This window comes from Alcanivorax sediminis (assembly GCF_009601165.1).
GTDB classification, from domain to species: Bacteria; Pseudomonadota; Gammaproteobacteria; order Pseudomonadales; family Alcanivoracaceae; genus Alcanivorax; species Alcanivorax sediminis.
Genome location: NZ_WIRE01000001.1, coordinates 901,825 through 927,720 on the forward strand (window position 1 = coordinate 901,825; position 25,896 = coordinate 927,720).

Below are 25,896 nucleotides of genomic sequence, written 5' to 3' on the forward strand. Positions count from 1 at the left end.
GAAAACCCTTATATGGCTGACGGCAATCATGGCGAATGTCTACTGCCAGTGCTGCCCCAGAACTGCTACTAATTTCTGGCGCATAGGGTAGCACTGTAAAGACGACGCTACACGCTGCATGCAACAAGCAACACGCAGCCCCATCGTTGTGTTGAGGTTTGGGTGGAAAATTGGCGTCTCATGGGCTTGTGATGCAGGTGAAAGGACGAGCTTGCTGCAAGGAGGTAAAGAGTTTGGCGCGACGTTATCAGAATTTGAGAGTCTGGCAGGCGGCGATGGAGATGGCAGAGGCTGCGTATGGTGTGGTGACACATTTTCCGGATTCGGAGCGGTTTGGGTTGGTTCAGCAGATGCAGCGCTCGGCCTTGAGTGTACCGTCCAATATTGCGGAAGGTTACGGACGGGGAGGTGATGTGGAGTTCAGGCGCTTTCTGCGTATCGCGCGAGGGTCGTTGTTTGAGCTGGAAACCCAGCTCATTGTTGCCGAGCGACTGGGGTATGGCTCCAGAGCTGACCTGGAGCCATTGATCGAGAAAGTATTTGCCTTGCTCTCCGGTATGCTTCGCAAGCTGGAGGGTGCGTAAGCGCTGCTGTTTAGCGTGTTGCGTGCAGCGTGATGCATGTTGCGAACCACTGGTGCTTTTCAATGGTCTCGCCCCCAAATCAGCGACTTGCCGTCTGACTCTGCATCAAACGCTGATACTGATGCGTGATGTCGTCCATCTTGGCCAGGATGGAATCGGTGGTGACGGAGATGACCGTGGGGACGTAGCGGCCGCTGTCTTCCAGTTCGAAGCCGGTGCGGGAGAAGTCCCACTGGTTGCGTACCCGTTGCAGGGCATCGTGCAGTGCCTGGGTGTTGTTGGGGTAGTGCTCCAGCTCGGCGAGAGACTGGTCGAACAGGGTGATGGCCTCTTCATATTCCTCGTTGAGCCAGTCGCTGCGAATGCGCCAAGCGCGGGCCACGTAAATCTTGGCGATCTTCTGGGACAGCATGCGCTGGCGGCCAGACAGGTTGACCAGTCGTGCGCTGTCGATGCCAGCGTATTTTTCAATGGCCTTGACCACATCATCGCAGGCCTTGAGGAGCGTCAGGTTGTCCTTCATCAGGCTGCTGGTGCCGGCCTTGCTGGGCGCGCTGATGATACGCAAGCGGTGTGGTAGCCAGAGGGATTCGACGGTATCCAGCTGGCGGCTGATCGCGTCGGTGGGGCTGTAGTCGCGAAGTTGGAGTAGTTGCTCCTCGAACAGGCCCACGGCTTCGTCCAGCTGGCGTTGCGCCTTGTCGGCCTGGATGCCGGCACCGATCAGCAGGTAGTTCTTCATCATGCGCTGGGTGAGCATGCGTTGGCGGCCGGAGACGTTCACCGCTTCGGCATCTTCCATGGCCAGAGAGGGAATGGGGGTCATCATGCCGACAATCAGTACGGCGATAAGCAGGATTTGGCGAGTCATGTTTTTATCCCGATAGGACAGTCAGTGAAAACGTTCAGGTGACTGGCAGCAAGGACTGGGCCAGCAGGGCTTGGCAATAAAAACAACGGCTTACAAGGGGGTGTGATGACTGATGTACCGATATGGCGCTTTTTTCATGCCCGCGTCTGGTGCGATGCGCGGTAAAGGAACAGGAAAGGACAGGGATCGTTATGGCAATAACAGACTGGCCCACGGATGAGCGGCCACGGGAAAAATTGCTGGCCAGGGGGGCGGAAGCACTCAGTGATGCAGAGTTGCTGGCGATTTTTCTGCGCACAGGGCAGCAAGGGATGACGGCGGTAGACTTGGCCCGCAAGCAGTTAACGGCCGGAGGTGGCCTGCGATCCCTGCTGGACAGCAGCCCGGAGGTGATGGCGCGTTTGCCGGGAATGGGGACGGCCCGGCGCGCCCTGTTATTGGCGGCGCTGGAGTTGGGCCGGCGTTACCTGGCTGCGCCGCTGGAACGAGGGTTGCCACTGGACAACCCGGACAAGGCTGGGCAATTGCTTACCGCGCGCCTGCGTGGGCTGCCCTATGAGGTATTTGCCTGTCTGTTTCTGGATAACAAGCACCGGCTGATTGCCTACGAGCAGCTGTTTCAGGGCACCATCGATGCGGCAGCCGTTTACCCCCGGGAGGTGTTGCGGCGGGCAATGGAGCACAATGCGGCGGCGGTGATCCTGGCTCACAATCATCCCTCCGGGGTGGCCGAGCCAAGCCGGTCGGACCACGCCATTACACGGCGGCTGGTAGAGGCGCTGGGGCTGGTGGATATTCGTGTGCTGGACCATTTAGTGATTGGTGATGGAGGCTGGGTATCACTGGCGGCACGAGGTGCGCTGTGAGGGGGGATTCCTTTGGTAAGCCCAATATTCCACAGGTTTCGTTCTTGTCGGCATAAGGCGTGTATAGTGTCGCGGATCCGGGTTGCTGGATGAGCTGTGCCGCGAGAGTCAGCCCGGTGCCTGAATTTATTTCTGCGCTAAGCCCTTGAATGTTGGTTGACGGGGCTTTCTATTCACGAATTCGCTTGAATCTTGAACGGTGGGCTGGTATAAAACGCGCCTTTTCCGGGGCTCTAACTTCCCCCGCAAGAAGAATTACGGAGCAAGACAATGTCCAAAGTTTGCCAGGTTACCGGTAAGCGCCCTGTAACGGGCAACAATATTTCGCATTCGCACATCAAGACGAAGCGTCGTTTTGAGCCGAATCTGCACCACCATCGTTTCTGGGTTGAGTCCGAGAAGCGTTTTGTTCGCCTGCGCGTCAGCTCCAAGGGCATGCGCATTATCGACAAGAAAGGTATTGATACCGTTCTGGCCGATATCCGTTCCCGCGGCGAACGCGTTTAAGACAGAATTAAGGAGTTAACCCATGGCTGGTCCGATTCGTGAAAAGATCCGTCTGGTGTCCTCTGCTGGCACTGGTCACTTCTACACCACGACCAAGAACAAGCGTCTCCATCCTGAAAAGATGGAAACCAAGAAGTACGATCCGGTTGTGCGCAAGCACGTTGCCTACAAGGAAGCCAAGATTAAGTAACCCTTGATCTGGCTGCCTGGCAATACGGACTGAAAGAACCCGGCTCTGCCGGGTTTTTTTGTGCCTGTTTGGCAGGATTTGCCATTAATTCAATTTTGCGCACATAACATAATTATGCCCCCTTGTCGTTGTGATGTTTATCACAAAAATGCATACTTCGCCGTTTGTCGTGGTTATAAGGCCGGTGAGAGGCTGTTCACGCGTATTTATGGGACGGCAGTGTTAGCGTTTACCGTGTGAGAAGGTTGGTTTACAGAATGCATACGCAGCGTTGGTTGAGCCCCTTTCCGCAGATGCCTAGCATATAAAACGGCTTCATATGCTGCTTTGGCATGCATACAAGGATGTCGATGGAGACTAATCATGAGTAGTTTGTCCCGATTTTATCAATCCCTTATGGCTCGACTATTTACCCGTATGCCGGGTCGTGCCCATGGTCAGCGGGGCGCCAGTGCGCTGGAATACATCGTGCTGGCAGCAGCCCTGATCATCATTATTGGCGGGCTGGCGACCAATACCACGGTTCAGGACGCCTTGAATTCGGCGTTCGAAAATCTGTTCGCAGACGCCTCCAACGCAGGCGGCTGAGCTGAGCAGGCTGGAAGTTTCCTCGTGAAAGGTCGTCACCAGCAATTCGGTGCGGTAGCACTCGAATTCATCATGCTGTTTCCGTTTGTGGTTGCCATGCTGTATGGCGCAGCGGTGTACGGCCTTACCTTTTTTGCCCAATACCGGATGCAGAACGCGGTCGATACCGCCGTGGCCACTGCTCTGTACCTGGATCGTTCTGCCTACGAAAGTGACGCCCTGCCTGCTGCGGTAACCCAGCGTGCCAACACGGCACTGGCCGGGCTGGTGGCGCAGTTGCCGCAGAGTCTGCGTAACCTCAATACCGATTCGGCCTGCTCCCTGGAGACCGTGGGCGGTATCGAAATGCTCCATTGTGAGTTGGTGTACAGTAACTATGCAGCGAATCCCGTTGCGCCGGCGCTGAATTTCGGCATGCTGGGGGAGTTTCCCCCATTGCCCGCGCAGTTGGATGTGGATGCAAGGGCCGCGTTTTAAACGGTCTGACTGCGCTATAAAGCAAGCAGGATAAAAAACAGAACAGACAAGGATGTTCCGGAGAGAACATGGGATCGAGACTGCTGTACATGCTGCCCGCTCTGGTGGTGGCATTGGTTGCCCTGATACTGGCGGTGGTGGGGTTGAGTCGTAATCCGGCTTCGTCTCTGGCAGTGGCACCCGATGACAAGGCGCGAGTTGCTCAGGAGCAACAGGCTCCGGCATTCCGTTATTGGGTGGTGACCGAAAGCCTCAATATCGGCGATGAGCTGACGGAAGATTCTCTGGCGGTGGTGTCCTCGCCGGCGCCTATCGCCAATGTGCTGACCGCGGACGAAGACGTGGTGGGCAAGGAATTACGCCAGTTTGCCCGTCCGGGCGAGCTGCTTTCCCGCAATCATCTGGAACCTGGTGGAACCCTGCCCGGCACCTTGCCGGCGGGATATCGTGCCTTGGCGGTGGCCGTGGATGACGTGGTCATGGCCGGTGGCCTGGTAACACCGGGTGATCTGGTTGATGTGGTTGTGGCGTTTCGCAAGGGCGATGGCGAGCGCGATAATCCAGCCGCCATGGTGCTGCTCAGTAATGTTCAGGTGCTGGCGGTGAAGGGGGCCATGGCGGAGGCCCAGTCCGGTCAGGACCGGGAACAACAGCGCCGCAACAATACGGTGGTGCTGGCGGTGCCCAGTGACAAGATGCCGGCGGTGTTGCTGGCGGAAGAAGAAGGGGCGCTGCGGCTGGCCGTGGTGGCCAGCAAAGACAAGAGTCTGGCGGCCGGTGGCAGTGGCAAGCCGGTGTACTACCGTGACCTGTTCCCGGGCAAGTCGGCGCCAGTGCGCAAGTCGGCGCCGGGCCAGCGGGTGGAAGTTTACGAAGGATCGGATTCAAGGAGCACCTATGTGCGTTAGCAGACTGTTCAGAATGGCCCTGGTGGTGCTGGCCGGTTTGTGGCTGGCACCGGCTCAGGCAGAGGGCCTGGAGGGGTCCATGCGGGTAGCGCCAGGTGATCAGAAGGTCCTGACGTTCCCGTCGCCGGTGGCCAAAGTGGCCACATCGGATCCTGAGGTCGCGGCGTTGACGGTGACCGGCGCGCAAGAGTTGCTGCTCACTGCGAAGGCGGAAGGGTCAGCGGTGTTGTCGATCTGGTTACGTGGTGACAGCAAGCCTCTGCGCAGCACGGTGGTGGTGGCGACCACCTTGGGTTCATCGTTGCCATTCGGCACCCAGGTGCAGACCGATATCCGTGTACTGGAAGTCAGCCGTTCCGAGCTGAACCAGCTGGGCATGAGTTACAGCAACATGTGGGATGGCGGCAATACCGCCGCGGGGATTGCCGTACCGGGCACCGGTTTTCAGGTGCCGGGCAGTTTCCCGACACCCATCAGCAGCGATGGCTTCAACCTGTTCCGATTTGGTTCCAATTCGGTGTTGGCGATTAATGCACTGGAAGCGGGCGGTTTTGCCTACACCCTGGCCGAGCCTTCTCTCACCAGCCTGTCCGGGCAGAGTGCCAGCTTCCTTTCTGGCGGCGAGTTCCCGATTCCTACCCGCAGTACCACCGACGGGGTGCAAATCGAGTTCAAGGAATTTGGTATTGGCCTGAGCCTGACCCCCACCGTGATTGATGAAAACCAGATCATCCTGAAGGTGGCGCCGGAAGTCTCGGAGCTGGATTTCTCTGCCGGGGTGGAAACCGGTGGTGTGGCGGTACCGGGTCTGCGCGTCCGTCGTGCAGAGACCACGGTGTCACTGGCGCCGGGGGAGACCTTTATCATCAGTGGTTTGGTGAGCCGTAATACCGTCAGCAATAGTGATCGCCTGCCCGGTATCGGTAACCTGCCGATCCTAGGTGCCTTCTTCCGTTCTTCGCGCATTGAAAAGAACGACAAGGAGCTGGTGATGGTGGTGACCCCGCATCTGGTGACGCCGCAGAAGCAATCCGACATGCCGGCGACTCTGCCCGGAGCCGGTTACCACAACAGCAGCATGGGCTGGCTGGATATGGCCACACAGGTGCGCCGCGGTTCCCAGCCCATCCGCCACGGCCTGAGCTGGTGACCCCATGAGTGACCACGACATCGTTCTTTCCGTCGTTGACGACAGTGGCCTGGAAGCCTGGCTGGAACGGGTGGTGGAAGAGCCGTTTCGCCTCGAACAGGTCAGCCGCACAGACCTGACGCGGGTATTGCGCCTGCTGGAGGCCACCACTGCGCATGTGGTGATGGTGGAAATTTCTGACAGTGATCTGGATCAGTCGCTGGCGATCATTACCGCGCTGACCACGGCGCGCCCGTGGGTGACGGTGATCACCGTCTGCTCCCGCGCCAATCAGGACCTGTTGTTGCAATCCATGCGTGCGGGTGCGCGCGATTGTTTTGTGGCGGGCAGTGATGCCAGTGATGTGCGTGAGCGACTGCGTCGCCATCAGCTGATGCGGGTGGGGCATTACGATGACCGTATCCAGTCGGCCACCAATAATCTGGTGTTGGTGGCATCGGCCAGTCCCACCGTGGATACCCGCTTTCTTACCCAGAATATCGCACTGGGGGTGAACCGCCTGTTCCCCCATGAGCGCACCCTCGCCATTGATACGCAACCCTCCGAGCGCGGCATTTTCTATCTGGATGTTCATAACGAATATGGCCTTGAGAACTTGCTGGCCAGTCCGGAGACCCTGGACGACACCCTGATTGGTACGGCCCTGGAAGAGTACCGCCCGGGGTTGCGTCTGTTGGCCGGTGGTATCAACCGTGAGGACATGGAAGGGGATCGCAGTGCGGACCTGTTCATTGCGCTCAATCACCTGATGCAGATGTTTGATCGCATCATTATCAATGTGGGCACCATGCAGCGGCGGCACTGGGTGCGGGCGCTGGGCATCCATGCCCGTCATCTGCTGATCGGCATGCATCCACTGGTGGATCAGGCCCATGCGGTGCGCACGCTGGGCAATGAATGGCGTGCTCACCTGGGACGCGACAGCAAGGTGAATCTGGTCGTGGATGGTGCTGACAGCCGGGTACCGCCCTCGCTGGATGAGCTGGCTGAGACGACGGGTGCCGAAGTACTGGGGCAGCTGCCCATGGACTGGAATCATCGCCTGCTGGCCATGAATGCCGGCTTGCCGATTCAGGAACAGAGCCCCCGTTGTCATTACAGTCGCGCCCTGCATAGCCTGGTGAACAAGCTGGAAATGCAGCCTGAGAGCAGCTCGAACAGTGAAGGCTGGTGGCAACGAATTCGCAGCCCGGGTTAAGCCCGCTGCACTAATACTGCACTGACCAGGAGTCGAGAGTGGCAGGACGCATTGACGCGGAATATCAACAGCTCAAGGACCGCGCCCATCGCTGGGTAGTCGAGCGGCTGGATGAAGAAGGCATTGAGGTCAGCAATGCCAACCGTGAACTGCTGTCTGAATTTATCCGTAATGCTGTGGCGCAACACATTGCCTTGAACCGGGTGCCACTTTCCACTCAGGATCTCAACCAGCTGGTCAAGGACACGCTGGATGAGGTACTGGGTTTTGGCCCGCTGGAGCCGCTGCTGGCAGATCCGCGGATCAACGATATTCTTGTGAATGGCCCGGACAATGTCTTCATTGAAGTGGCCGGGGTGCTGCAGAAGGCGCAGGTTCGTTTCATCAACGACGACCATGTGATCCGGGTGATTCGACGTATGCTGGCCCCGTTGGGTCGGCGTCTGGATGAGGCGAGCCCCATGGTGGATGCCCGCCTGCCAGACGGCTCACGGGTGAATGCGATTATTCCGCCGCTGGCCCTGAATGGCCCCAGCATCAGTATCCGTAAATTTACCCGTAATCACCTCAGTGCTGACGAGATGATTCGTAGCGGCTCGCTGACCCAGGCTTGCCTCGATACGCTGATTACGGCGGTGGAAACCCGCCGTAATATCATCATCAGTGGTGGTACCGGTACCGGTAAAACCACCATGCTGAATCTGATCAGCCAGTACATTCCCCGCGGGGAACGGATCCTCACCATCGAGGACTCTGCCGAACTGGTGCTCAATCACCCCCATGTGGTGTCACTGGAAACGCGTCCGGCCAATACGGAAGGCAAAGGTCAGGTGACGGCTCGGGAGCTGGTCATCAACTCCCTGCGGATGCGCCCGGACCGGGTGATTCTGGGTGAGGTGCGCTCCAATGAAATTATTGAGCTGCTGCAGGCCATGAATACCGGCCATGAAGGCTCCATGAGTACCATCCACGCCAACAGCACCAAGGACGCGTTGGTGCGGATCGAAACCCTGCTGGCGGTGAGTGGTTATGAAGCCAGTGAAAAAGCCATTGGTCGTCTGATCGGCTCGGCACTGGACGTGATTATTCAGCTGCAGCGCCTGCCGGATGGTCGGCGCCGGGTCAGTGAAGTGGTGGCGCTGTCGCCCACCGATGATGAGCAGTACAACCTGGATTACCTTTACAGGTGTGAGCCATGAGTGCCCTGGCGCTGCTTGGCATGGCCCAGACCCTGGGTATCATCGCGGTAATGACCGTGCTGGTGCAGGTGTTGTGGTTCCGGCGGCGCGAAAAAGTGCTGCTCGGTGAGCGGGTGCGCCAGCGCCTTCAGCAGCGCACTGATATCCCGGTGGAGCAAAGCCAGGCCCGGGTAGCCAGCAGCCCCCTGGAGCGAGTGCTGTTGCGGGCAGATATCCGACTTTCGCGCACCCAGCTGGCGATGCTGGGTGTGCTGACCTTTATTCTGGTGGCGCTGGTGCTGGCCAGTAGCGGCCTGGTTGCTGCGATTGTGGTGTTGGCGCTGATTGTGGCCAGCGCCTGGTTGTACTGGCGCTTCCGCTTCCAGCAGCAGCGTCGCACCATTTTTGAATCACTGCCTGGCATCATGGACTCCACCCTCCGTTACATGGACGCAGGCCGTTCCCTGGAAGCGTCATTGCAGGAGTCCTTCAATGATGCTCCCCACGTGTTTGCGCCGTTGACCTTTCGTCTGCGTAGCGCCATTGATGCGGGACGGGATTACACCGGCCTGTTCGACGATTTCTCAAAGCTTTATCAGGTGCCGTCGCTGGTGATGGTGTCCATTGCCCTGCGTACGTCCACCCGCTTTGGTTCATCGGTGCGGCCGGTGCTGCAGCAAGTGGCCAGCTCGTTGCGTTCCCAGCAGGAGCTGCGACGCGAATTCATGGCCTCCACGGCGGAAACCCGTTTTACCGCAGGCGCATTTACCCTGCTGCCGCTGGGTATGGCGGCCTACATGATGCTGATCAACGAGAAGTATGCAGAAGTGCTGCTGCACACGGATACCGGGCACACCATGCTGATGATTGCCGGCATTCTGCAGGGGCTTGGTGTGATCGTTATCTGGCGCATGGTACAGGGGGTCGGCCGTGAATAATGTATGGCTGATCCTGTCACTGATCCTGGTGGCGCTGTCGATCTGGTTGCTGTTCCGGGCCCGTCACTGGGAAATGCAGGCGCGGGTGAGTGAACGTCTCAGTGAGACCGGCAGCCGCAGCGCGGACAGCGAAAGCGGCCGGTTCTGGTTATGGCGAATGTCGGCGGCGCTGACCGAGTCTTCTTTGGCGGCCAGTGATTATCAGGAAATTCGTCAGGCCATGGCGGGCATGGGCAAGAGCCGCGAGCAGTCCCAGGTCATTTATCTGCTGGCTTGCTGGATGCTCCCGGTCCTGGTGGCGTTGGTTGGCTTTCTGTTCTTCGGCGCCCTTGGTGGGGTGTTGTTGTCTGTGGCAGGTTTTATCTTGCCGCGGCGCACCATTCGCAGCATGGGGGCCCACGCCGAAATGCGCCAGAACCTGGAAGCGGTGGAGCTGTGTCACATGACCCGCATGCTGATGGAAGCCGGGCTGTCGCTGGAGCGAGTGATGCGCATCATCGGTGTTCAGGGCCGCCCGTTGTTGCCGGTGCTGATTCCGCGCATAGACCGCTTTAATCGCTTGATGCAGTCCGGTGCCGAACGCAGTCAGGCACTGGATGAGCTGGGCGAAAACAAACGGATACCGGTACTGCGCAGCTATGTGGTACTGATGAAACAGAGCAGCTTGCTGGGTTCCGGGGTGTCGACCAGCCTGGATCAGATCATCGAGGAAGCCCAGAACGTGGAACGTAGCCGGATCCGGGAAGAAACCAACCGGATTGGTGCCAAGATGACGGTGGTGATGATGGCGTTCATGCTGCCGGCACTGTTTATTTTGATCGGTGGGCCGGCGGTGATGTCTATCGCCGACGCGCTGGCACGATAGTTAACAGAACGCACAGATAAGGAAAGGAATGATGCCAATGCGAGGCTGGATCTGGGTGGCGGTGGTGATGCTGGTGGGGTGTGCCGGCCAGCCCACTGAAACGACCTCCAGCAGTACAGTGGATACCAGTGACATTGCTTGCCAGGAAGCGGTGCAGCCAGAGCAGCGTGTGGATCTGGAAATGATCGATACCCTCATGGCCAAAGGGCGCCACTATGCGGCGCTGGCACGGCTGGAAAGCAAGCCGATGGAGGGCATCGACTACTGGCTTAGATACGGCCAGCTGCTGGCTTCTACCGGCAAGCTGGACGACGCCGAGCGGGTATTCCGGGACATGGTCAGCGAGTGTGAAGATGGTCGTAGCCGTCATGGTCTGGGCATGGTGCTGCTCAAGCGCAATCAGGTGAATGCGGCGATTACCCATCTGGAGGCGGCGCGCAGTATGGCTCCGGCCTCGGCCCAGGTGCGTAACGACTATGGGTACGCTCTGCTGTTGGTGGGACGCTATCAGGATGCCGCTTTTGAGTTACGTACGGCATTGGAGCTGGCTAATGGCCAGGGCCCGGTCCGTCAGAATGTGGCGGTGGCCTATCTGCTAACTGATGACCAGCAGGGACTGGAGGCGCTGAAATCAGAATATGGTTTTACCGACGATGAGCTGGCTTACGCGAGGGCGTTGCAGCAACAATTTGGTCGGGTGGAGTAATGAGCACGGCAACCATTGGGAGAGTGCCATGAGCGCACGATGGATTTTGATTGGCCTGTCACTGCCAGTAGTGGCATTGGCGGCGGAGCCGGCCGCGCAGTATCGCTTCGGGGTGTCTGATCAGGTGGTCAGCAAGCCGCCGGGCACGGACACAGAGTGGCTGCTTGGCCAGCAGCGCACGGCGCAGTCTCCGGACGAGAGTGAGCTGCCGGCCCCCCTGTATGTGGATAGCCAGCGTCGTCTGGCTGACTCTTTCCGCACGGCGATCCCGGAAACCTTCGGTGAGCAGACCCGGGACGATAACTAGCCCCTTCCGCCAGCGGGGGGCGCTGACCATCATTACCCCCCTGCTGATGCTGGTCGTGATTATCCTGTCCGTGATGGCGCTGGACGGGGCGCGCTTGTATAGCCTGAGGGGTGACATGCAGGCCCAGGTCAATGTGGCGGCGCAGGCCGGGGCCTCAGCCACGCAGAGTTGTGGCGGGCTGGCACCCTCCACCACATTGATTCGCCAGCGTGCACTCACTGCGGCCCTGGCGCAGGGTTACGGTGGTGAGGAGGACGCGCTGGTGGTGCAGACCGGTGTGATCGAAGCCCCGGCAGGGGATAACGTGCTCGCTTTCCGCCCGGTCAGTTTCATCGAAGAAAGCAATGCGGTGCTGGTCTCTTATACTCGCAGTGAACCCATTTCCCTGCTGTTGCCGGAGTCGGTATTCGGCACCCTTGATATCACCGTCAATGCCGCCGCCCGTAAGGAAGTGACTGCCACACTCAGTGCCGCAGGCAGTACGGCCAGCGTAGATGCCGGGGTGGTGGGCGCGCTGCTCGGCGCGGTGCTGGGTGACCCGGGTTACGTGCTGGATCCCACCGATCTCGATAGCCTGCGTAATACCACGGTGGAGTTGGGTGAGTTGCTCACACAACTGGGGGTAGCGGATGTGGCGGAACTGTTGACGCTGGATGGCCAGGAACTGGCCGCCGGGTTGCGTGATGTAGCGGGTGTGGCGTCACCCGTGGGACAGGTGCTGGATGATCTGCTGGCCGCCAATGGTATCAGCACGGTGCAGGTCAGTGAGGTGCTGGAGGTGGTGGAAGGTACCCAGGTGCCTGCGGATAGCGAGTTTCCTCTCTACGACATGCTCATCAGCCTGGTCCTGAATGTGGCCGAAACCCAACAGGACGGCATGGGCGGTTTCCTGGATGTGCCGCTGGACCTGGATCTCAACACCGGTCTTGCCAACGTGGTGGCCGACGTGGACCTGCATGTAGGAGAGCCACCGAAAGTGGTTTCCGGGCCTGCCCGTCAGGACAGCGAGGGTAACTGGCGAACCCGCTTTTATTCCCCGGATGTCAGCCTTCTGGTTACGGCACAGATAGAACTGCTTTCGCTTGGGCTGGTGGATGCCGCTACCCTGACACTGCCTCTGGCGGTCAATGCCGGAGGCGCTGAAGGAGCCTTTGTAGGCGCCCGTTGCGCCACGGGTACCCGAAATGATGTGGCAGTGATTCTGGATCTGGAGCGCAGTGTTGCGCGATTGGGCTCCGGCGCTATTGATCCGGATGATGGTCAGATCGTCCCGCAAGCGGTTTCCCTGACAGTGTTGAGCGGCGCCCTGTTGCCGGTGCCTGTACTGGAGGGGGAAGTGATGGTCAGTGGTGAGGTGCCAGGCGTTACTGAGCGTAATGTGGTGATCAGTGATGATTACCCGCTGTATTGTGACAGCGTCGCCGGGTGCAGCAGCAATGAATACTCAGACACCGGGGATGGGGTCGGTGGACTCGATCTGGATGTGGATTTGAGCAATACGGTAGCTTTGGGCGGAGGTTTGCCGCTTGGTGTCCTTCTGACGCCTTTGGTGAATCTGCTCGAGAGCGTTTTAGGCGAGGTGGTCGAAGGTCTCGCAGCGACGCTTATCAATCCGTTGCTGGACGCAATGGGTGTCGGGCTTGGCGGTGTGAAGGTCACTCTTTCCAACGCGACCCAGGGCAGCAGCCAGGTGATTGAGAATGTGCCGGTGCTGGCGGCGGGGAATTAAAATCTGAGCCTGACCAAAATCAGGGTAAATGGATTTACGATGGAACGTGGCCGGTTAGAACAATGGGCCAAGTTGGGCTGGGAGATCGTCCGCAAGGATATGGTCATCTACCTGACTATTCTGCTCTATATTGCCATCGCCGGAATCGCGGCGGAAGTCGCGGGTGTTGGCGATCGATTCTCTGTATTGGTCTATCCCGTCACAACAGTCATGGTTGTGATGGTCATGGGTGGCAGTGGTTTTGTGGTTTTTTCTGCCTATGTGATGTTGATAGAAAAACCTGCCTCGCCGATTACCAGGGTGTTTGCGGGGATTTGCCAGCTGCTTGCCAGTAAGGCTTTTTTTCGATCATTGCCATTGCTGGCTTTTTTCTCGTTGTTTTTTTCTGCTGCGTCATCTTTCAAAACATTGATTCCTGCGTTTCAGGCGTTCGTCTGGGATAACAGTTTCATCGCTGTGGAACAGTGGTTGCACGGTGGCAAGTAGCCGTGGGAGTGGTTGCAACCTCTATTGGGCTACCCGGTGCTGACGTGGTTGATCAATGTGGTCTACAACTTCTGGTTTTTCATCATGTTTCTGGTGCTTTTCTGGCAGATGCTGGATGCCGCGAATGAGGTGAGGCGGCGGGTTTTTCTGCTTTGTTTTGTGTTGATCTGGGCAGTGAATGGATCCTTGCTTGCCGCGTTGTTTTCTTCAGCAGGTCCTTGTTTTCTTGATCGGTTACTCCCGGGCGAGCCGAACCCCTTCGCTGGTTTGATGGCATACCTGAATGAGGTTAACCAGTCTTTTCCGGTGTGGGCATTACCGACGCAGGATGCTCTTTGGGGGTTGTATGAAAGCAATGCGATGGGAATAGGCGCAGGGATATCTGCCATGCCGAGTATGCATGTATCTGTAGCCTGGTTGATATTTTTGCTGGTGCGGAAAGAGGTTGCCTGGATGAAATGGCTGGGCCGGATCTTTGTGAGCTTTATTCTGGTTGGCTCTGTGCACCTCGGTTGGCATTACGCCGTGGATGGTTATGTTGCCATCCTGACAACCACCTTGATCTGGTGGTTGGTGAGCTGGGCGGCGGCGGCGGGAGAGGCCCGGGATGCGCCGGAGCTATGTCGGGATTAGTTGCATCGCAACTTCTTGCCTCTTCCTAGAGGAATGAGCGCGTTGCGGAAAGCTTGCTCGACCCTGCTTCCGTCAGGCGGGGCAAACTCAAGAACAAAAAACGGCCGCATCAGCGGCCGTTCTTGTTTGCCATGGGGACTTACGCAGCTGCGTGGCGATAGCGAGCCAGCTGGTCAGCAAAGTCCTGCAGGGCGGCGATGCCAGATTCGCGGGCATCGTGATACCACTGCTCCAGTGCCTCAACCATTTCGGCTGAATTGCGGCTGGTCTGCGACCAGATGTCCTGCAGGCGCAGACGGAACTGGTAGATGGCGTCGAGGGTTTCGTTGCTCTGGGTCAGGCTGACCAGGCGCTCCTGTTGGGTGGGCTTGATCAGTGACAGATCCTTGTGGAACAACGCCTTGGCGCGGGCATAAAGATCTCGGGTGGCTTCGCAGGCGCGTTCCTGTTCCTGTTTGAATACCGGCACGATGACGGTCTTGCGGTAGTTGGCCATGACCTGGAAACGATGCTGCATGACACCACGCAGGGCCTCCAGATCGATACCCTTGGCATTGCTGTCGATGACGGGTTTGGGCGCGACCTTGCGCACCTTGGCCAGGCCAACCGTTTCGAACAGGCGAATCCAGGCCCAGCCGGCATCAAATTCGAAACGGCGTACGGACAGCTTGGCAGAGTTCGGGTAGGTATGGTGGTTATTGTGCAGCTCTTCACCGCCAATCAGGATGCCCCATGGGGAAATGTTGCGGCTGGCGTCAGCGCATTCGAAGTTGCGGTAACCCCAGTAGTGGCCAATACCGTTGATCACGCCGGCTGCGAAGACCGGGATCCACATCATCTGGATGGCCCAGATAGTGATGCCGTAAACGCCAAACAACATCAGATCAATCACGGCCATAATTGTCACGCCACCCATGGGGAAGCGGGAGTAGACATTACGCTCCAGCCAGTCGTCCGGGCAGCCTGCGCCGTACTTCTGCAGGGTTTCCTTGTTATCGGCTTCCTCGCGATACAGCTCGGCACCTTCACGCAATACCTTTTTGATACCCTTCACCTGGGGGCTGTGGGGATCGTCTTCGGTTTCGCACTTGGCGTGGTGCTTGCGGTGGATGGCGGTCCACTCCAGGGTGTTCTGGCCAGTGCTCAACCACAGCCAGAGACGGAAGAAGTGTTTCAGGATCGGGCTCAGTTCCAGGGCCCGGTGGGCGGAATAGCGGTGCAGGTAGACGGTCACACTCACGATGGTGGCGTGGGTCATGGCCAGGGTAATCAGCACCAGCGCACCCAGACTCGGGGCCAGCAGGCCGTGTTCAATAAAATCAAGCATCGGGTTCATACACATAGAATTCGGAGAGTCTATTGTGCCCAGTCCAGGTGACAGTAAGAAGGTGTCGGGTGGGTCAAATTCGGACTTTCGCGGCCCTTATCGACCGGACGGACGTCTTAAAAGGATGAAGGGCAGTCGCAGCGGCTTACCGGTGTTTATCCTTCTCCAGCAGGAGGTGGCCTCGGGAATCAACCTGCGCTTTCCAGCCCGGGGCCAGCCAGGTGGTCCCTACCGCCTCAGCAATCAAGGCGGGCCCCCAAAGACATTGACCGTTTCCAAGGTCTTCGCGTTGGTAAATGCTTACATCCTCGTCAACGCCCGGCAGTCGGGTGCTGCGTAGCGCCTGGCCTTGGGTCAGGGGCTGTGCCGGAGTGGCGGGAGGGTGTTGTTCGGCGAGGCACTGCACTCGCAGGTTGACCTGCTGTACGGGCAAGCCCAGGCGATGACCAAAGCGCTGTTCATGGGCTCGGTGAAAGGCCTGTTCGCGTTCGCCAGGGTTATCCTGCCAGGGAATTTGCAGTACCGATGACTGGCCCCGGTAGCACATGTCCAGATAGACCTGATAGCGGATCTGGTCGCTGGCGACGCCTTCTGCAGCCAGCTCCCGCTGACCCTGTTGCTGCAAGGCCTGAATCTCGTTTCGGCAGGCGTCGCCGTCAAGGCCATCGGGCAAGGCCTTTAGCAGCTCTCGCTTACGGGGCGCATAGACCAGCCCTTCGGCGGACAACACGCCGGCCCGTTGCGGGACAATGGCCCGGTGCATCCCCAGGTTGTCGGCCAGGGCGCAAACGTGCAGGCCTCCGGCGCCGCCGAAGCTCATCAAGGCAAAATCCTGCGGGTCATGGCCTTTCTGGATAGAGATCACCCGCAGTGCCTGGGTCATGTGCTCGTTGGCCAGCGCCAGCACCCCTTCGGCGGCAGCCTGGGCATCCATGCCGAGTTGCTGGCCGAGTATGCCCATGGCCTGCTCGGCGGCGTGGACATCAAGCTCGAGCGAGCCACCCAGGGCGAAATCGGGCTGTAGCCTGCCCAGCACCACATTGGCGTCCGTGACCGTGACCTGCTGTCCGCCTCGGCCATAACAGGCAGGGCCAGGGTCAGCGCCGGCAGATTGCGGCCCGACATGCAGCAAGCCGGCTTCGTCCACGTACGCCAGTGAGCCGCCGCCGGCGCCGATGGTATGCATGTCGACCATGGGAACGGCCACCGGGTAAGGGCCGATACGGCCTTGCTGGGTCAGACGGATTTCGCCGTCCAGCAAGGCCACATCGGTGGAGGTGCCACCCATGTCGAAGGTCATCAGCTGGCGCTGGTCGAGCTGTTCCCCAAGCCGTTGAGCGGCAGCCAGTCCGCCGGCAGGGCCGGAGAGCAAAAGATTGACGGCCAGCTGCCGTGCCTGCTGCGCTGCAATGGTGCCGCCATGGGACTGCATGATGGCCAGCGGTGCGGGGTCGGTAGCCTGTTCAAGGCGCTGCAGATAGGCCGCTACTCTGGGCGACAGCCAGGCATTCAACCAGGTGGCCATGCCGCGTTCGTATTCGCCACGGGTCGGGATAATGTTGTGGGAGGTGCTGACCTCCAGTCCTTCCCGCGTGAGGGCATCGGCGATGCGCCGCTCCTGGTGCCCATTGAGGTAGGCAAACAGCAGGCATACCGCCACGGATTCTGCCCCATGGGCTTTGACCCGGAGAACCAGCTCCGCCAGTGCCTCATCACTCAGCGACTGGATTTCGTCGCCGGCGGCATCCAGTCGGCACGGTGCGCCTTCACAAGGAAGGTCGGTCAGGGCGCTTTTGTGGGGAGCTGGGGTCAAGTTGTACAACTCGGGCCGGTTCTGCCTGCCAATACGGAGAATGTCTTCAATGCCGCTATTGGTGACAAACACCGTGCGGGCGCCCTTGTTTTCCAGGGCCGCATTAGTGGCCACGGTGGTGCCATGGACAATGGACAGCTGGCCCGCTGACATGGCGGCTGCCAGACCCAGTTCCCGAATTCCTTGCAGTATGGCTTGTTCAGGGGCTGCCGGGGTCGACAGCACCTTGTGAATGCGGGGTTCCCCGTCGCCAAGCAGAACGAAATCCGTAAAGGTGCCGCCGGTATCGACGCCGAGCCAGTAAGTGAGAGGCATATCAGTGAACAGTTAACAGTTAACAGTGAATAGTGAACAGCGAAAACAGGGGGGCAACGTCGGTGCCCGCTGGTGCTACCATACCGGAAGCGAGTGGATTTTAACTATTCACTGTTAACTATTAACTGTTCACTGCTTTTTCCCATGCCCGAATTACCCGAAGTAGAAACCACCTTGCGTGGTATTCGTCCCTATCTTGAGGGGCAGGTGCTGCGCGATGTGGTCGTGCGTGAGCGGCGCTTGCGCTGGCCGGTGAGTGAAGCGCTGTTGACCATGCGAGACCGTCAGGTGCTGGGCCTGCGCCGGCGCGCCAAGTATCTGCTGATCGAACTGGAGGGGGGAGAGCTGCTGATTCATCTGGGCATGTCTGGCACCTTGCGGGTGGTCGATGAGAGCGTGCCGCTTCGCAAGCATGACCATGTGGATCTGCGCCTGGGGAGTGGCAAGGTGCTGCGCTTCAACGACCCTCGCCGGTTTGGCTCGGTGCTGTTCCAGCCGGGCTCTGAGCCCCATGAGCTGCTGGCGAAACTGGGTCCGGAGCCGCTCAGTGACGCCTTCAATGGTGACTGGCTGTTTGAGCGCTCAAGGGGCCGCAAGGTGGCAGTAAAGAGCTTCATCATGGATAACGCCACGGTGGTGGGGGTGGGCAATATCTACGCTCAGGAGAGCCTGTTCCTGGCGGGGATCCACCCTTCCCGTGCGGCAGGAAAGATTTCCCGAGCCCGGTATCAGCAATTTGCCGAGGCGATCAAGGCCGTGTTGGCGAAGGCCATCGAGGCGGGCGGCACCACCCTCAAGGACTTCACCAAGGCGGATGGGCAGCCGGGTTATTTTGCCCAGTCCCTGAACGTCTATGGGAGAGCCGGCGAGCCTTGCCTGAAGTGCAAGGCCTTGCTTAAGGCGGATCGGCACGGCCAGCGCAGTACCAGCTATTGCCCGCAATGCCAGCGCTGATCAGGGATTGAGCGATTTGCGTATTGCCGGGTTGACGGCAAAGGTGTAGATTGTGATGTAATTGTCGGAATATTAACGACTTAGCTGAAAGAATGTCAGCGTTACTTTAACTATAAGAACTTCAAGAGGGACTGACCATGAAGCGAGCAAAGCGCCCGGTACTGGCATCTGTTCTCGCCTCCACCCTGATGCTGACCGCAATGGCGCCGCTGCAGGCTTCTGCGGGCTCTCCAGCACAGGATCGTCCGGGGGAAATCGCGATGATCGCTGATTCGCTGATCGCGCGTCCGGTGCTGCTGGCATCAACCATTGTAGGGGCCGGTCTGTGGCTGGTCACTTCGCCGTTCAGCCTGCTGGGTGGCAATATCGGTGAAGCGGGGCAGGTGCTGGTAATGAATCCGGGTAAGAGCACGTTTATCCGTTGTCTTGGTTGCACTCCTGCCCAGCATGAAAGTTTGAAAGCCGAGAAGGCGACCAAAGCTTCTGAGGAAGAAGCTGTAGCCGCTACGGAGTAATCCGGGCCCGCTTCCTTCGCTTCATGAAAAAGGCCATCCTGCACCGCAGGATGGCCTTTTTTGGTGCTGTCGTTTTCATCAGCCCGGATCATGGAGACGCTTTCTGTATCAGCCGTTTGCGGCAGCGGCAGACTTGCTCATCTTGATGCAGTTGTGATCGCTGCAGAGATCGCCAAACAGGGTATCGCAAAGCATTTTGACCTTGGCATCCAGGGCATCATCATCGAATGGGTTGCTGACTACCGGTTGCCAGTTCATGGCATTCAGCAGCAACTCAATGTGGCGCAGCAGCAGGCGGTAAGGTTCGTTGAGTGCATACATGTCCAGCACCCCTTCGGCATTGATCAGGGTATGCATGCCCATGCTCATGGCCCACTGGCCGGAGCTGAATGTCAGCGGTGCTTTGCCGTGGCTTTCCAGTTCGCCTTTGTTGATGGCATCCACCACCACGCTCTCGACCATGCGGCCAATGGGCATGTTGGCTTCCATCTGCTGTTCCCGGCGATGGGTGGAGGAGGCCAGCCAGACCACTTCCGTCATGACATATTGCTCCAGACGGAAATGCTCGGGGTGGTGCTGTGCGAAAAGGGTGTAGGCGACGGCAAAACCGAGCATTTTTTCGCGGGTGCTCAGATCGGATTCTGCAACACGCCGAAAATATTCCTGGCGAGTGCCGGTCAGTTCGGTGCAGACAGCGATGAGAAGATCTTCTTTGGACGCGAAGTGGTGGTAGAGGGTGCCGGTGGCGAAATTGCAGCTGCGGGCGATAGCTGCCATTTGAATTCCGAGAAGCCCTTCATTGCAGAGTTGCTGTCGGGTGGCTTCGATAAAAAGTTTTTCCCGCTCAGCGAGGGCCTGTTCCCGGCCGCTACGTGTCTTGATCATGTGTGTTTCTTCTATCCCTGATTCGTCTGGTTGCAAGGGTGAGCCTTATGTCTCCGTTTTACAATGTCTCGGCCAGGGTTTCCAGCACACTATTGAGATGCTGTAAGCCGTTCGGCGTACACTGAAGCCGTTCATCGTCGAATGTCATTAGGCCCTGCTGCTGCAGGGTGTTCAGCAGCGGTATCCATTGTGCCGGATTGATGCCGGTAGTTCGGTCCAGGGTTTGTAACGAGATGCCATCGACTAGTCTTAGCCCGTTTAACAGCGCCTCGAAAATCCGGTCGTTGCCCTCAACACGTTGCGGGTTTCGGCGAACATTTCCGGGTGTCGCCAGATAATCCTCAGGCTTGCGGGTTTTCTGGTATCGGGTAATGACCAGATTGCCGTTTTCGTCAAGGGTGGAGAGTTTACTATGGGCCCCGGCACCGATGCCCAGGTAATCTCCGAATTGCCAGTAATTGACGTTGTGCCGGCAGCTTTTGCCGGGTTGGGAAAAGGCGGAAATCTCATAACGCGCAAACCCTGCTTTGGCCAGCAGGCTGAACCCCGCCTGTTCGGTGTCGGCCATGCTGTCGCTGTCGGGTTGCGTCGGTGGTGAGCGGTAGAATACGGTGTTGGGCTCAATGGTCAGCTCGTACCAGCTCAAGTGAGCAGGCTTGAGCGCAATGGCCTGTTCCAGATCTTCCATGGCCTGTTCAAGGCTTTGTCCTGGCAGCGCATGCATGATGTCCAGGTTGAGATTGTCAAAACCGGCCGCCCGTGCCTGGCCGGCGGCAGTGATGGCCGCCTGGGCGTCATGGATGCGGCCGAGTGCCTGCAAGTGGGCATCATTGAAGCTCTGCACGCCGATGGAAAGGCGGTTGATGCCGGCTGCCCTGAAACCCTCGAAGCGTGCGGCTTCAGTGGTACCCGGGTTGGCTTCCAGGGTGATCTCCGCGTTGGCCGCCAGCGGCAGGCGTGCGCGAATACCGTCAAAGAGTTGCCGGTAGAAATCAGCGGACATCAGGCTTGGCGTACCCCCGCCAATGAAAACGGTCTCCACGGGTCGCTCGCCGGTGATGGCAATATCCCTTTCCAGGTCCAGCAATAATGCTGCCAGGTACGCTTGCTCGGGTAACTCCCTACGTTCATGGGAATTGAAATCGCAATACGGACACTTGCGCACGCACCAGGGGGTATGAATGTAGAGGGAGAGGGGGGGCATGGGCATCAGTTAACAGTGAATAGTTAACAGTGAACAGCTAAATTCACCGGCTTGCGGTATGGTAGCAAACCGCCCGGACGAAGTGTGTGTTTTGCCTTCGCTGTTCACTATTCACTGTTAACTGTTCATCGTCTTCTATGCATATTTGGGTTGATGCCGATGCCTGCCCTCGGCCGGTAAAGGAAGTCTTGTTCAAAGCGGCGCAGCGGGTGCAGGTGCCCTGCACGCTGGTGGCCAATCAGCCCATTGCGGTGCCGCGCTCGGAGCTGATCCGGTCTATACAGGTGGGACAGGGATTTGATGTGGCCGACAATGAAATTGTCCAGCGCTGTGCGCCGGGCGATCTGGTGGTCACCCAGGATATTCCTCTGGCAGCGGAAGTGGTGGCCAAGGGCTGTGAAGCGGTAACACCGCGAGGGCACTGGCTGGACAAGGATACCGTCCGCGAAAGGCTGAACATGCGAGATTTCATGGAAGAGATGCGCTCGGCCGGCATGGAGACCGGTGGGCCAAAGACCTTTACGGCGCAGGATAAAGGACGTTTTGCCAATGCGCTGGATCGGTGGCTCGCGCGTCAGAAATAGGCCATGAGCCCGATCTCGCCCCAGTGTTCATCCGCTCCGCCGCTTCGACGCACATCTTCTCCAGCCCAGCTGTACTGCCAGCCGGCATGCAGCATCACCGGTTTCAGTCTGTTCCAGCTGAAGCGGATGCCGGCTTCGCTATTATTCAATCCGTTGTAAGCCTCACTGGCATAGCCGTGATCGTAGGTCTGTGTCAGGCGCAGGGTGGTGTTGAGGGTGTCAGTCAGGTCTTTTTCGGCGAACAGCGATAATCCGTAGAAACTGCCTTCAGCCTGTTTGCTCCAGGTGCCATCCAGCGCCACGCTGAAGATACGCGTCAATTGACGTGAAACGCCAACACCGGCTTCCAGATCGTCCGGGTCGTCAGGATGAAACTGCAGGTAGGTGAGATTCACATAGGGTTCCCAGTCCCCCATCAGAGGGGCGTACTCCACATACAGATTGTTCTCCCGATAAGGTCCCGACTCTTCCCAACCCTGCCACACCCCTGTGCTCAGGTCGGTTACCGACAGATCCAGACTGGCGGTGTAAAAGGATGCGCCATCAAGGTTGTCACGCCCTTCAGAAATATAGCGGCTGTGCCACTGTGTATGCACATTGCCCTGCAGGCCAGCGGCTAGCGCGGGAAAGGGGAAGCACAGGAGAAGGCTGAGCAGTTTGGGAAACTGGGATGAGGGACGTTTGAGGCACTGACGTTTGGGGGGACGTTTAAGGGACACGCACGAATCCTTGTGTGGTCATCATGACATATGACGATAACAGACGGCGTGGCAGGTAAAAGTGAAGAAGGGTAACCGGTGGAAATAATGAACAGTGAATAGTTAATGATTAATAGCGGCGCGGAGATGCGTCGTGTGATCTGGAAGCATTGAGGCCGCGCCACGGTTGTGGAAGCGGCCTCATACATTCAAAACAGGAAAAATGGTGGTAGCGAGGGCCGAGCGGGCAGCCTTGACGGTTTAGCTGCTCAGCTGTGCCAATAATTTTTCCATGGCCTTGCCGCGATGGCTGATGGCGTTTTTTTCCTGGGCGGGAAGTTGTGCGGCGGTACAGCCTTTCTCCGGAACGAAGAAGTGCGGATCGTAGCCGAAGCCCTGATCTCCCTGGGGCTCGAGAACGATCTCTCCGTCCCAGGTGCCCTGACAAATGATCGGGGTGGCGTCGTCTTCGTGTGTCATCAGTACCAGAACAGCCACATAACGCGCATCACGGTTTACTTCCGGCATGTCGGAGAGCAATTCCACCAGCAACTTGTTGTTCTTCTCGTCGGTGGCTCCCACGCCCGCAAAGCGGGCGGAGAAGACGCCCGGAGCGCCACGCAGGGCTGCGACCTGTATACCGGAGTCATCGGCGATGGCGGGCAGCCCGGTGTACTTGCAGGCGTTACGGGCCTTGATGATGGCGTTCTCGACGAAGGTTGTGCCGGTTTCATCGGCTTCCGGTACCTCAAACTCGCTCTGTGCCACCACGTCAATATTCAGGGGCGCAAGCAGGTTCTGCAGCTCAGCGAGTTTTTTCTTGTTGCCGGAGGCGAGGACCAGCTTTTCCATGGGGGGGCTCCTGAGTCGTTAGCTGCGAGCGTCTGGCTTCGAGCTACGGGGAAAGAGAGCATCGGGAACCTGAATTCCCGGCGCGTCGTTGTGTGATTGTTTGGCTCGCAGCTCGTAGCTGTTGTTAAGCTTTTACCCGGTAGATCGCGATTTCCCCGAACAGGTTTGGCCATAATTTGGCCAGGAACCCACTGCGATGATGGCGATTGATGACCTGACGCTCAAGAATACGGATGTTGTTCTTGCGGCAGTGAGTCTCGAAATCCTGCACTGTACACAGGTGAATGTTCGGGGTGTTGTACCACTCGTAGGGCAGCGTCGAGGACACCGGCATACGACCTCTCAGGGCCAGATAGCTGCGTACCCACCAGTGTCCGAAATTCGGAAAGGTAATGATGGCTTCGCGGCCGACGCGGACCATTTCGTTGAGGATCTGGTCCGGGCGGAGTACGGCCTGCAGGGCCTGGGTCATCACCACGTAATCGAAACGCAGGTCCTGAAAGTTGCCCAGGCCCCCATCCAGATCCTGCTCCAGAACGTTGACCCCTTTTTCAAAGCAGGCTGCCAGGTTGTCCTGGTTGATTTCCAGTCCGTAGCCGCGGGTCTGCTTGTGCTCACCGAGCCAGGCCAGCAGGGTGCCGTCACCGCAGCCAAGATCGAGCAATGTGGCGCCTTGGGGAATCCAGTCGCTGATCAGTTGCAGGTCATCACGCATGGCTGGCCTCCACGTCGTTGGCCCTGTTTTCGATTTCGTTGGCGACCCTGTGCATGTAGGCCCCGAACAGCTTGGTGTACTCCGGGATATCCAGCAGGAAGGCGTCATGCCCCTTGGGCGTATCAATTTCCGCGTAGCTCACATCTCGGCCCGCATGCACCAGACCATCGACGATTTCGCGGCTGCGTTCTGGGGCAAAGCGCCAGTCCGAGGTGAAGGACACGATCAGGAACTTGCAGCTGGGCTGGGCCAGGGCAGTTTCAAGATTGTCCCCGAACTCCCGGGCGGGGTCGAAGTAGTCAAGAGCCTTGGTCATCAGCAAATAGGTGTTGGCGTCGAAGTTGCGCGAAAATACCTCGCCTTGATGGCGCAGGTAGGATTCCACCTGAAACTCCACATCAAAGCCGTAATGGAAGCGGCCCGCACGCAGGTCGCGGCCGAATTTCATGCGCATGGCGTCATCACTGAGGTAGGTGATATGGCCGACCATGCGCGCCAGGATCAGGCCCTGCCGTGGGTAGGTGTCGTGCAGGTAGTAGCGCCCGCCATGGAAATTAGGGTCAGTCAGGATCGACTGGCGGGCCACTTCGTTGAAAGCAATGTTCTGTGCTGACAGCTTTGGTGCTGCGGCAATCACCACGGCGTGCCCCAGGCGTTCGGGGTAATCAATGGACCACTGCAAGGCTTGCATGCCGCCCATGCTGCCGCCAATCACCGCGGCCCAGCGCTGGATGCCCAGCACATCGGCCAGGCGCGCCTGGCTGTTAACCCAGTCCTTGATGGTCATCATCGGGAAATCCGGGCCCCAGGGCTGTCCGGTTTCCGGGTTGATGGAGGACGGGCCAGAGGAGCCGTGGCAGCCGCCCAGATTATTCAGACAGACCACAAAGAAGCGGTTGGTGTCGATGACTTTGCCAGGACCAATGCAGGTATCCCACCAGCCGGGGCGCTTGTCGTCCATGCTGTTGTAGCCAGCAGCGTGATGGTGGCCGGACAGGGCATGACATATCAGCACCGCATTGGTGGCGGTACGATTCAAGGTGCCATAGGTTTCGTATACCAGTTCGTAGGACGGCAGGGTTCTTCCGCACTCCAGTTCAAGAGGCGTGTCGAATCGATGAATTTTCGGCTCTACCAGTCCGACGGAATCGGCAGGGATTTGTTGCGGCATGATGACTCGCTTGCGTCTGTTGCCGCAAAGTCTAAAGCTCGCCCGGTGGCCGTGCAATCGGCCACCGGCGAGAAGCGCAGAGTTATCTCATGACAGCGGGCTATAGTTCTCTTCTTCGTGGTGCTGGCGGATATCGATATAGTCATCCAGGGCACGGTGAACCTGATTGCGCTGCACCTTGCGATCCACGTCCACAAGGATCAGATAGTTACCGTTCTTGACCGACTGGATATAAGGCTCAAGATGGTGGTTTGTGTGTGAGATGCCGCGCAGACCTCCCACCCAGGCGCCGAAGCAGGTAAAGAAGAGGGCGGTGAGTGCCCAGATGCCAAGGTGTGCATCGATGCCCCAGGGGTCAGCAAACGCTATCGCGTAGCCGGCAATCAGGCCAATAAAGAACCCCCGCGTGGCGCCACTGTAACCGTCGGCCATCAAGTCAGTGTCTTCCCATGGGGTCGTGCTGTTAATGCCCAGTCGCTCCAGCTCACCGTTGTCCCGGGCCATCACATGTACCCGGTCGCCGCCAAAGCCGGCATCATCGAGACGGCCAAGCGCGTTACGCACTTGCTGAAGATTGGGGACGAGATAGTAGATCCTGTACATACGCGATTCCCTCCTTCGTAATAGTTCATCCACGCTAGACGGGTATCAGTGAAGGATTGATCAAAACTTGATCAGCATC

General features: G+C 58.4%; 30 protein-coding genes. 20 read left to right on the plus strand and 10 right to left on the minus strand.

Annotated features, from left to right (window positions below):
* Positions 1 to 233 precede the first annotated feature (233 nt).
* Positions 234 to 584, plus strand: coding sequence for a four helix bundle protein (locus GFN93_RS03920; protein ID WP_235901635.1), 351 nt, complete (start codon positions 234 to 236; stop codon positions 582 to 584).
* Between the two features lie 79 nt (positions 585 to 663).
* Here the strand turns inward: GFN93_RS03920 and GFN93_RS03925 are convergent, their stop codons facing one another.
* Positions 664 to 1,455: a type IV pili methyl-accepting chemotaxis transducer N-terminal domain-containing protein gene (locus GFN93_RS03925; RefSeq protein ID WP_153499099.1), complete on the minus strand. Its 792-nt coding sequence runs from the start codon at positions 1,453 to 1,455 to the stop codon at positions 664 to 666.
* A gap of 191 nt (positions 1,456 to 1,646) precedes the next feature.
* Here GFN93_RS03925 and radC point away from each other — a divergent pair, with 191 nt between their 5' ends.
* From radC to GFN93_RS04005, 16 genes are all read left to right on the plus strand, one after another.
* Entirely contained in the window at positions 1,647 to 2,321 is a 675-nt protein-coding gene (gene radC, locus GFN93_RS03930) for a RadC family protein (RefSeq protein ID WP_153499102.1), read from the plus strand.
* Between the two features lie 270 nt (positions 2,322 to 2,591).
* Complete coding sequence (gene rpmB / locus GFN93_RS03935; protein ID WP_035232732.1) at positions 2,592 to 2,828, plus strand: 50S ribosomal protein L28; 237 nt, start codon at positions 2,592 to 2,594, stop codon at positions 2,826 to 2,828.
* A 22-nt stretch (positions 2,829 to 2,850) separates the two neighbouring features.
* A complete protein-coding gene (rpmG, locus tag GFN93_RS03940) occupies positions 2,851 to 3,018 on the plus strand; it encodes a 50S ribosomal protein L33 (protein ID WP_007151127.1) in 168 nt (55 codons plus the stop codon).
* A 363-nt stretch (positions 3,019 to 3,381) separates the two neighbouring features.
* Positions 3,382 to 3,606 (plus strand): Flp family type IVb pilin, encoded by a 225-nt coding sequence (locus GFN93_RS03945; protein WP_153499104.1) that lies wholly within the window; start codon positions 3,382 to 3,384, stop codon positions 3,604 to 3,606.
* Positions 3,607 to 3,630: 24 nt separating this feature from the next.
* Complete coding sequence (locus tag GFN93_RS03950; protein WP_153499106.1) at positions 3,631 to 4,083, plus strand: TadE/TadG family type IV pilus assembly protein; 453 nt, start codon at positions 3,631 to 3,633, stop codon at positions 4,081 to 4,083.
* A gap of 68 nt (positions 4,084 to 4,151) precedes the next feature.
* A complete protein-coding gene (gene cpaB, locus GFN93_RS03955) occupies positions 4,152 to 4,991 on the plus strand; it encodes a Flp pilus assembly protein CpaB (protein ID WP_153499108.1) in 840 nt (279 codons plus the stop codon).
* The gene (locus GFN93_RS03960) at positions 4,981 to 6,141 is read left to right on the plus strand and encodes a type II and III secretion system protein family protein (protein WP_235901637.1); all 1,161 of its coding nucleotides are present in this window, start codon (positions 4,981 to 4,983) and stop codon (positions 6,139 to 6,141) included. Before cpaB ends, GFN93_RS03960 begins: the two co-directional genes overlap by 11 nt.
* A 4-nt stretch (positions 6,142 to 6,145) precedes the next feature.
* A complete protein-coding gene (locus GFN93_RS03965) occupies positions 6,146 to 7,339 on the plus strand; it encodes an AAA family ATPase (protein WP_153499109.1) in 1,194 nt (397 codons plus the stop codon).
* A 38-nt stretch (positions 7,340 to 7,377) separates the two neighbouring features.
* The gene (locus GFN93_RS03970) at positions 7,378 to 8,538 is read left to right on the plus strand and encodes a CpaF family protein (protein ID WP_328594221.1); all 1,161 of its coding nucleotides are present in this window, start codon (positions 7,378 to 7,380) and stop codon (positions 8,536 to 8,538) included.
* Positions 8,535 to 9,455, plus strand: coding sequence for a type II secretion system F family protein (locus GFN93_RS03975; protein ID WP_153499111.1), 921 nt, complete (start codon positions 8,535 to 8,537; stop codon positions 9,453 to 9,455). Before GFN93_RS03970 ends, GFN93_RS03975 begins: the two co-directional genes overlap by 4 nt.
* Complete coding sequence (locus GFN93_RS03980; RefSeq protein WP_328594223.1) at positions 9,448 to 10,320, plus strand: type II secretion system F family protein; 873 nt, start codon at positions 9,448 to 9,450, stop codon at positions 10,318 to 10,320. The genes GFN93_RS03975 and GFN93_RS03980 overlap by 8 nt, the downstream gene beginning before the upstream one ends.
* A 28-nt stretch (positions 10,321 to 10,348) precedes the next feature.
* Entirely contained in the window at positions 10,349 to 11,026 is a 678-nt protein-coding gene (locus GFN93_RS03985) for a tetratricopeptide repeat protein (RefSeq protein WP_235901638.1), read from the plus strand.
* A gap of 28 nt (positions 11,027 to 11,054) precedes the next feature.
* Entirely contained in the window at positions 11,055 to 11,333 is a 279-nt protein-coding gene (locus GFN93_RS03990) for a hypothetical protein (protein WP_153499112.1), read from the plus strand.
* Positions 11,308 to 13,062 carry a hypothetical protein gene (locus GFN93_RS03995; RefSeq protein ID WP_153499114.1) on the plus strand — a complete coding sequence of 585 codons (1,755 nt, stop codon included), beginning with the start codon at positions 11,308 to 11,310 and terminating at the stop codon, positions 13,060 to 13,062. Before GFN93_RS03990 ends, GFN93_RS03995 begins: the two co-directional genes overlap by 26 nt.
* Before the next feature lie 39 nt (positions 13,063 to 13,101).
* Positions 13,102 to 13,548: a hypothetical protein gene (locus GFN93_RS04000; protein WP_153499116.1), complete on the plus strand. Its 447-nt coding sequence runs from the start codon at positions 13,102 to 13,104 to the stop codon at positions 13,546 to 13,548.
* 12 nt (positions 13,549 to 13,560) lie between these two features.
* Complete coding sequence (locus GFN93_RS04005) at positions 13,561 to 14,181, plus strand: phosphatase PAP2 family protein (protein ID WP_153499118.1); 621 nt, start codon at positions 13,561 to 13,563, stop codon at positions 14,179 to 14,181.
* Between the two features lie 139 nt (positions 14,182 to 14,320).
* Here GFN93_RS04005 and GFN93_RS04010 read toward each other — a convergent pair whose 3' ends face one another.
* Entirely contained in the window at positions 14,321 to 15,517 is a 1,197-nt protein-coding gene (locus tag GFN93_RS04010; protein ID WP_407921782.1) for a DesA family fatty acid desaturase, read from the minus strand.
* 136 nt (positions 15,518 to 15,653) lie between these two features.
* Positions 15,654 to 17,636 carry a hydantoinase/oxoprolinase family protein gene (locus GFN93_RS04015; RefSeq protein ID WP_153499122.1) on the minus strand — a complete coding sequence of 661 codons (1,983 nt, stop codon included), beginning with the start codon at positions 17,634 to 17,636 and terminating at the stop codon, positions 15,654 to 15,656.
* Positions 17,637 to 17,780: 144 nt separating this feature from the next.
* On the opposite strand from GFN93_RS04015, the gene mutM reads away from it, so the two are divergent.
* Both mutM and GFN93_RS04025 read left to right on the plus strand, forming a co-directional pair.
* Positions 17,781 to 18,590, plus strand: a complete 810-nt coding sequence (gene mutM, locus GFN93_RS04020) for a bifunctional DNA-formamidopyrimidine glycosylase/DNA-(apurinic or apyrimidinic site) lyase (protein WP_153499124.1) — start codon at positions 17,781 to 17,783, stop codon at positions 18,588 to 18,590.
* A 137-nt stretch (positions 18,591 to 18,727) separates the two neighbouring features.
* A complete protein-coding gene (locus GFN93_RS04025) occupies positions 18,728 to 19,105 on the plus strand; it encodes a hypothetical protein (RefSeq protein WP_153499125.1) in 378 nt (125 codons plus the stop codon).
* Between the two features lie 108 nt (positions 19,106 to 19,213).
* Here GFN93_RS04025 and GFN93_RS04030 read toward each other — a convergent pair whose 3' ends face one another.
* Positions 19,214 to 19,990 carry a TetR/AcrR family transcriptional regulator gene (locus tag GFN93_RS04030; RefSeq protein ID WP_153499127.1) on the minus strand — a complete coding sequence of 259 codons (777 nt, stop codon included), beginning with the start codon at positions 19,988 to 19,990 and terminating at the stop codon, positions 19,214 to 19,216.
* Positions 19,991 to 20,048: 58 nt separating this feature from the next.
* Positions 20,049 to 21,200 (minus strand): radical SAM family heme chaperone HemW, encoded by a 1,152-nt coding sequence (gene hemW, locus GFN93_RS04035; RefSeq protein WP_153499129.1) that lies wholly within the window; start codon positions 21,198 to 21,200, stop codon positions 20,049 to 20,051.
* A 131-nt stretch (positions 21,201 to 21,331) separates the two neighbouring features.
* On the opposite strand from hemW, the gene GFN93_RS04040 reads away from it, so the two are divergent.
* Positions 21,332 to 21,778 carry a YaiI/YqxD family protein gene (locus GFN93_RS04040; protein ID WP_153499131.1) on the plus strand — a complete coding sequence of 149 codons (447 nt, stop codon included), beginning with the start codon at positions 21,332 to 21,334 and terminating at the stop codon, positions 21,776 to 21,778.
* Here GFN93_RS04040 and GFN93_RS04045 read toward each other — a convergent pair.
* The 5 genes from GFN93_RS04045 to GFN93_RS04065 form a co-directional block, all read right to left on the minus strand.
* Positions 21,769 to 22,497, minus strand: a complete 729-nt coding sequence (locus GFN93_RS04045; RefSeq protein WP_153499133.1) for a hypothetical protein — start codon at positions 22,495 to 22,497, stop codon at positions 21,769 to 21,771. The two genes, GFN93_RS04040 and GFN93_RS04045, sit on opposite strands and share 10 nt — an antisense overlap.
* 240 nt (positions 22,498 to 22,737) lie before the next feature.
* Complete coding sequence (gene rdgB, locus GFN93_RS04050; RefSeq protein ID WP_153499135.1) at positions 22,738 to 23,328, minus strand: RdgB/HAM1 family non-canonical purine NTP pyrophosphatase; 591 nt, start codon at positions 23,326 to 23,328, stop codon at positions 22,738 to 22,740.
* 124 nt (positions 23,329 to 23,452) lie between these two features.
* Positions 23,453 to 24,043, minus strand: coding sequence for a methionine biosynthesis protein MetW (gene metW / locus GFN93_RS04055; protein ID WP_153499137.1), 591 nt, complete (start codon positions 24,041 to 24,043; stop codon positions 23,453 to 23,455).
* Positions 24,036 to 25,214: a homoserine O-succinyltransferase MetX gene (metX, locus tag GFN93_RS04060; RefSeq protein ID WP_153499139.1), complete on the minus strand. Its 1,179-nt coding sequence runs from the start codon at positions 25,212 to 25,214 to the stop codon at positions 24,036 to 24,038. Before metX ends, metW begins: the two co-directional genes overlap by 8 nt.
* An 87-nt stretch (positions 25,215 to 25,301) precedes the next feature.
* A complete protein-coding gene (locus tag GFN93_RS04065; protein WP_153499141.1) occupies positions 25,302 to 25,817 on the minus strand; it encodes a hypothetical protein in 516 nt (171 codons plus the stop codon).
* Between the last annotated feature and the right edge of the window lie 79 nt (positions 25,818 to 25,896).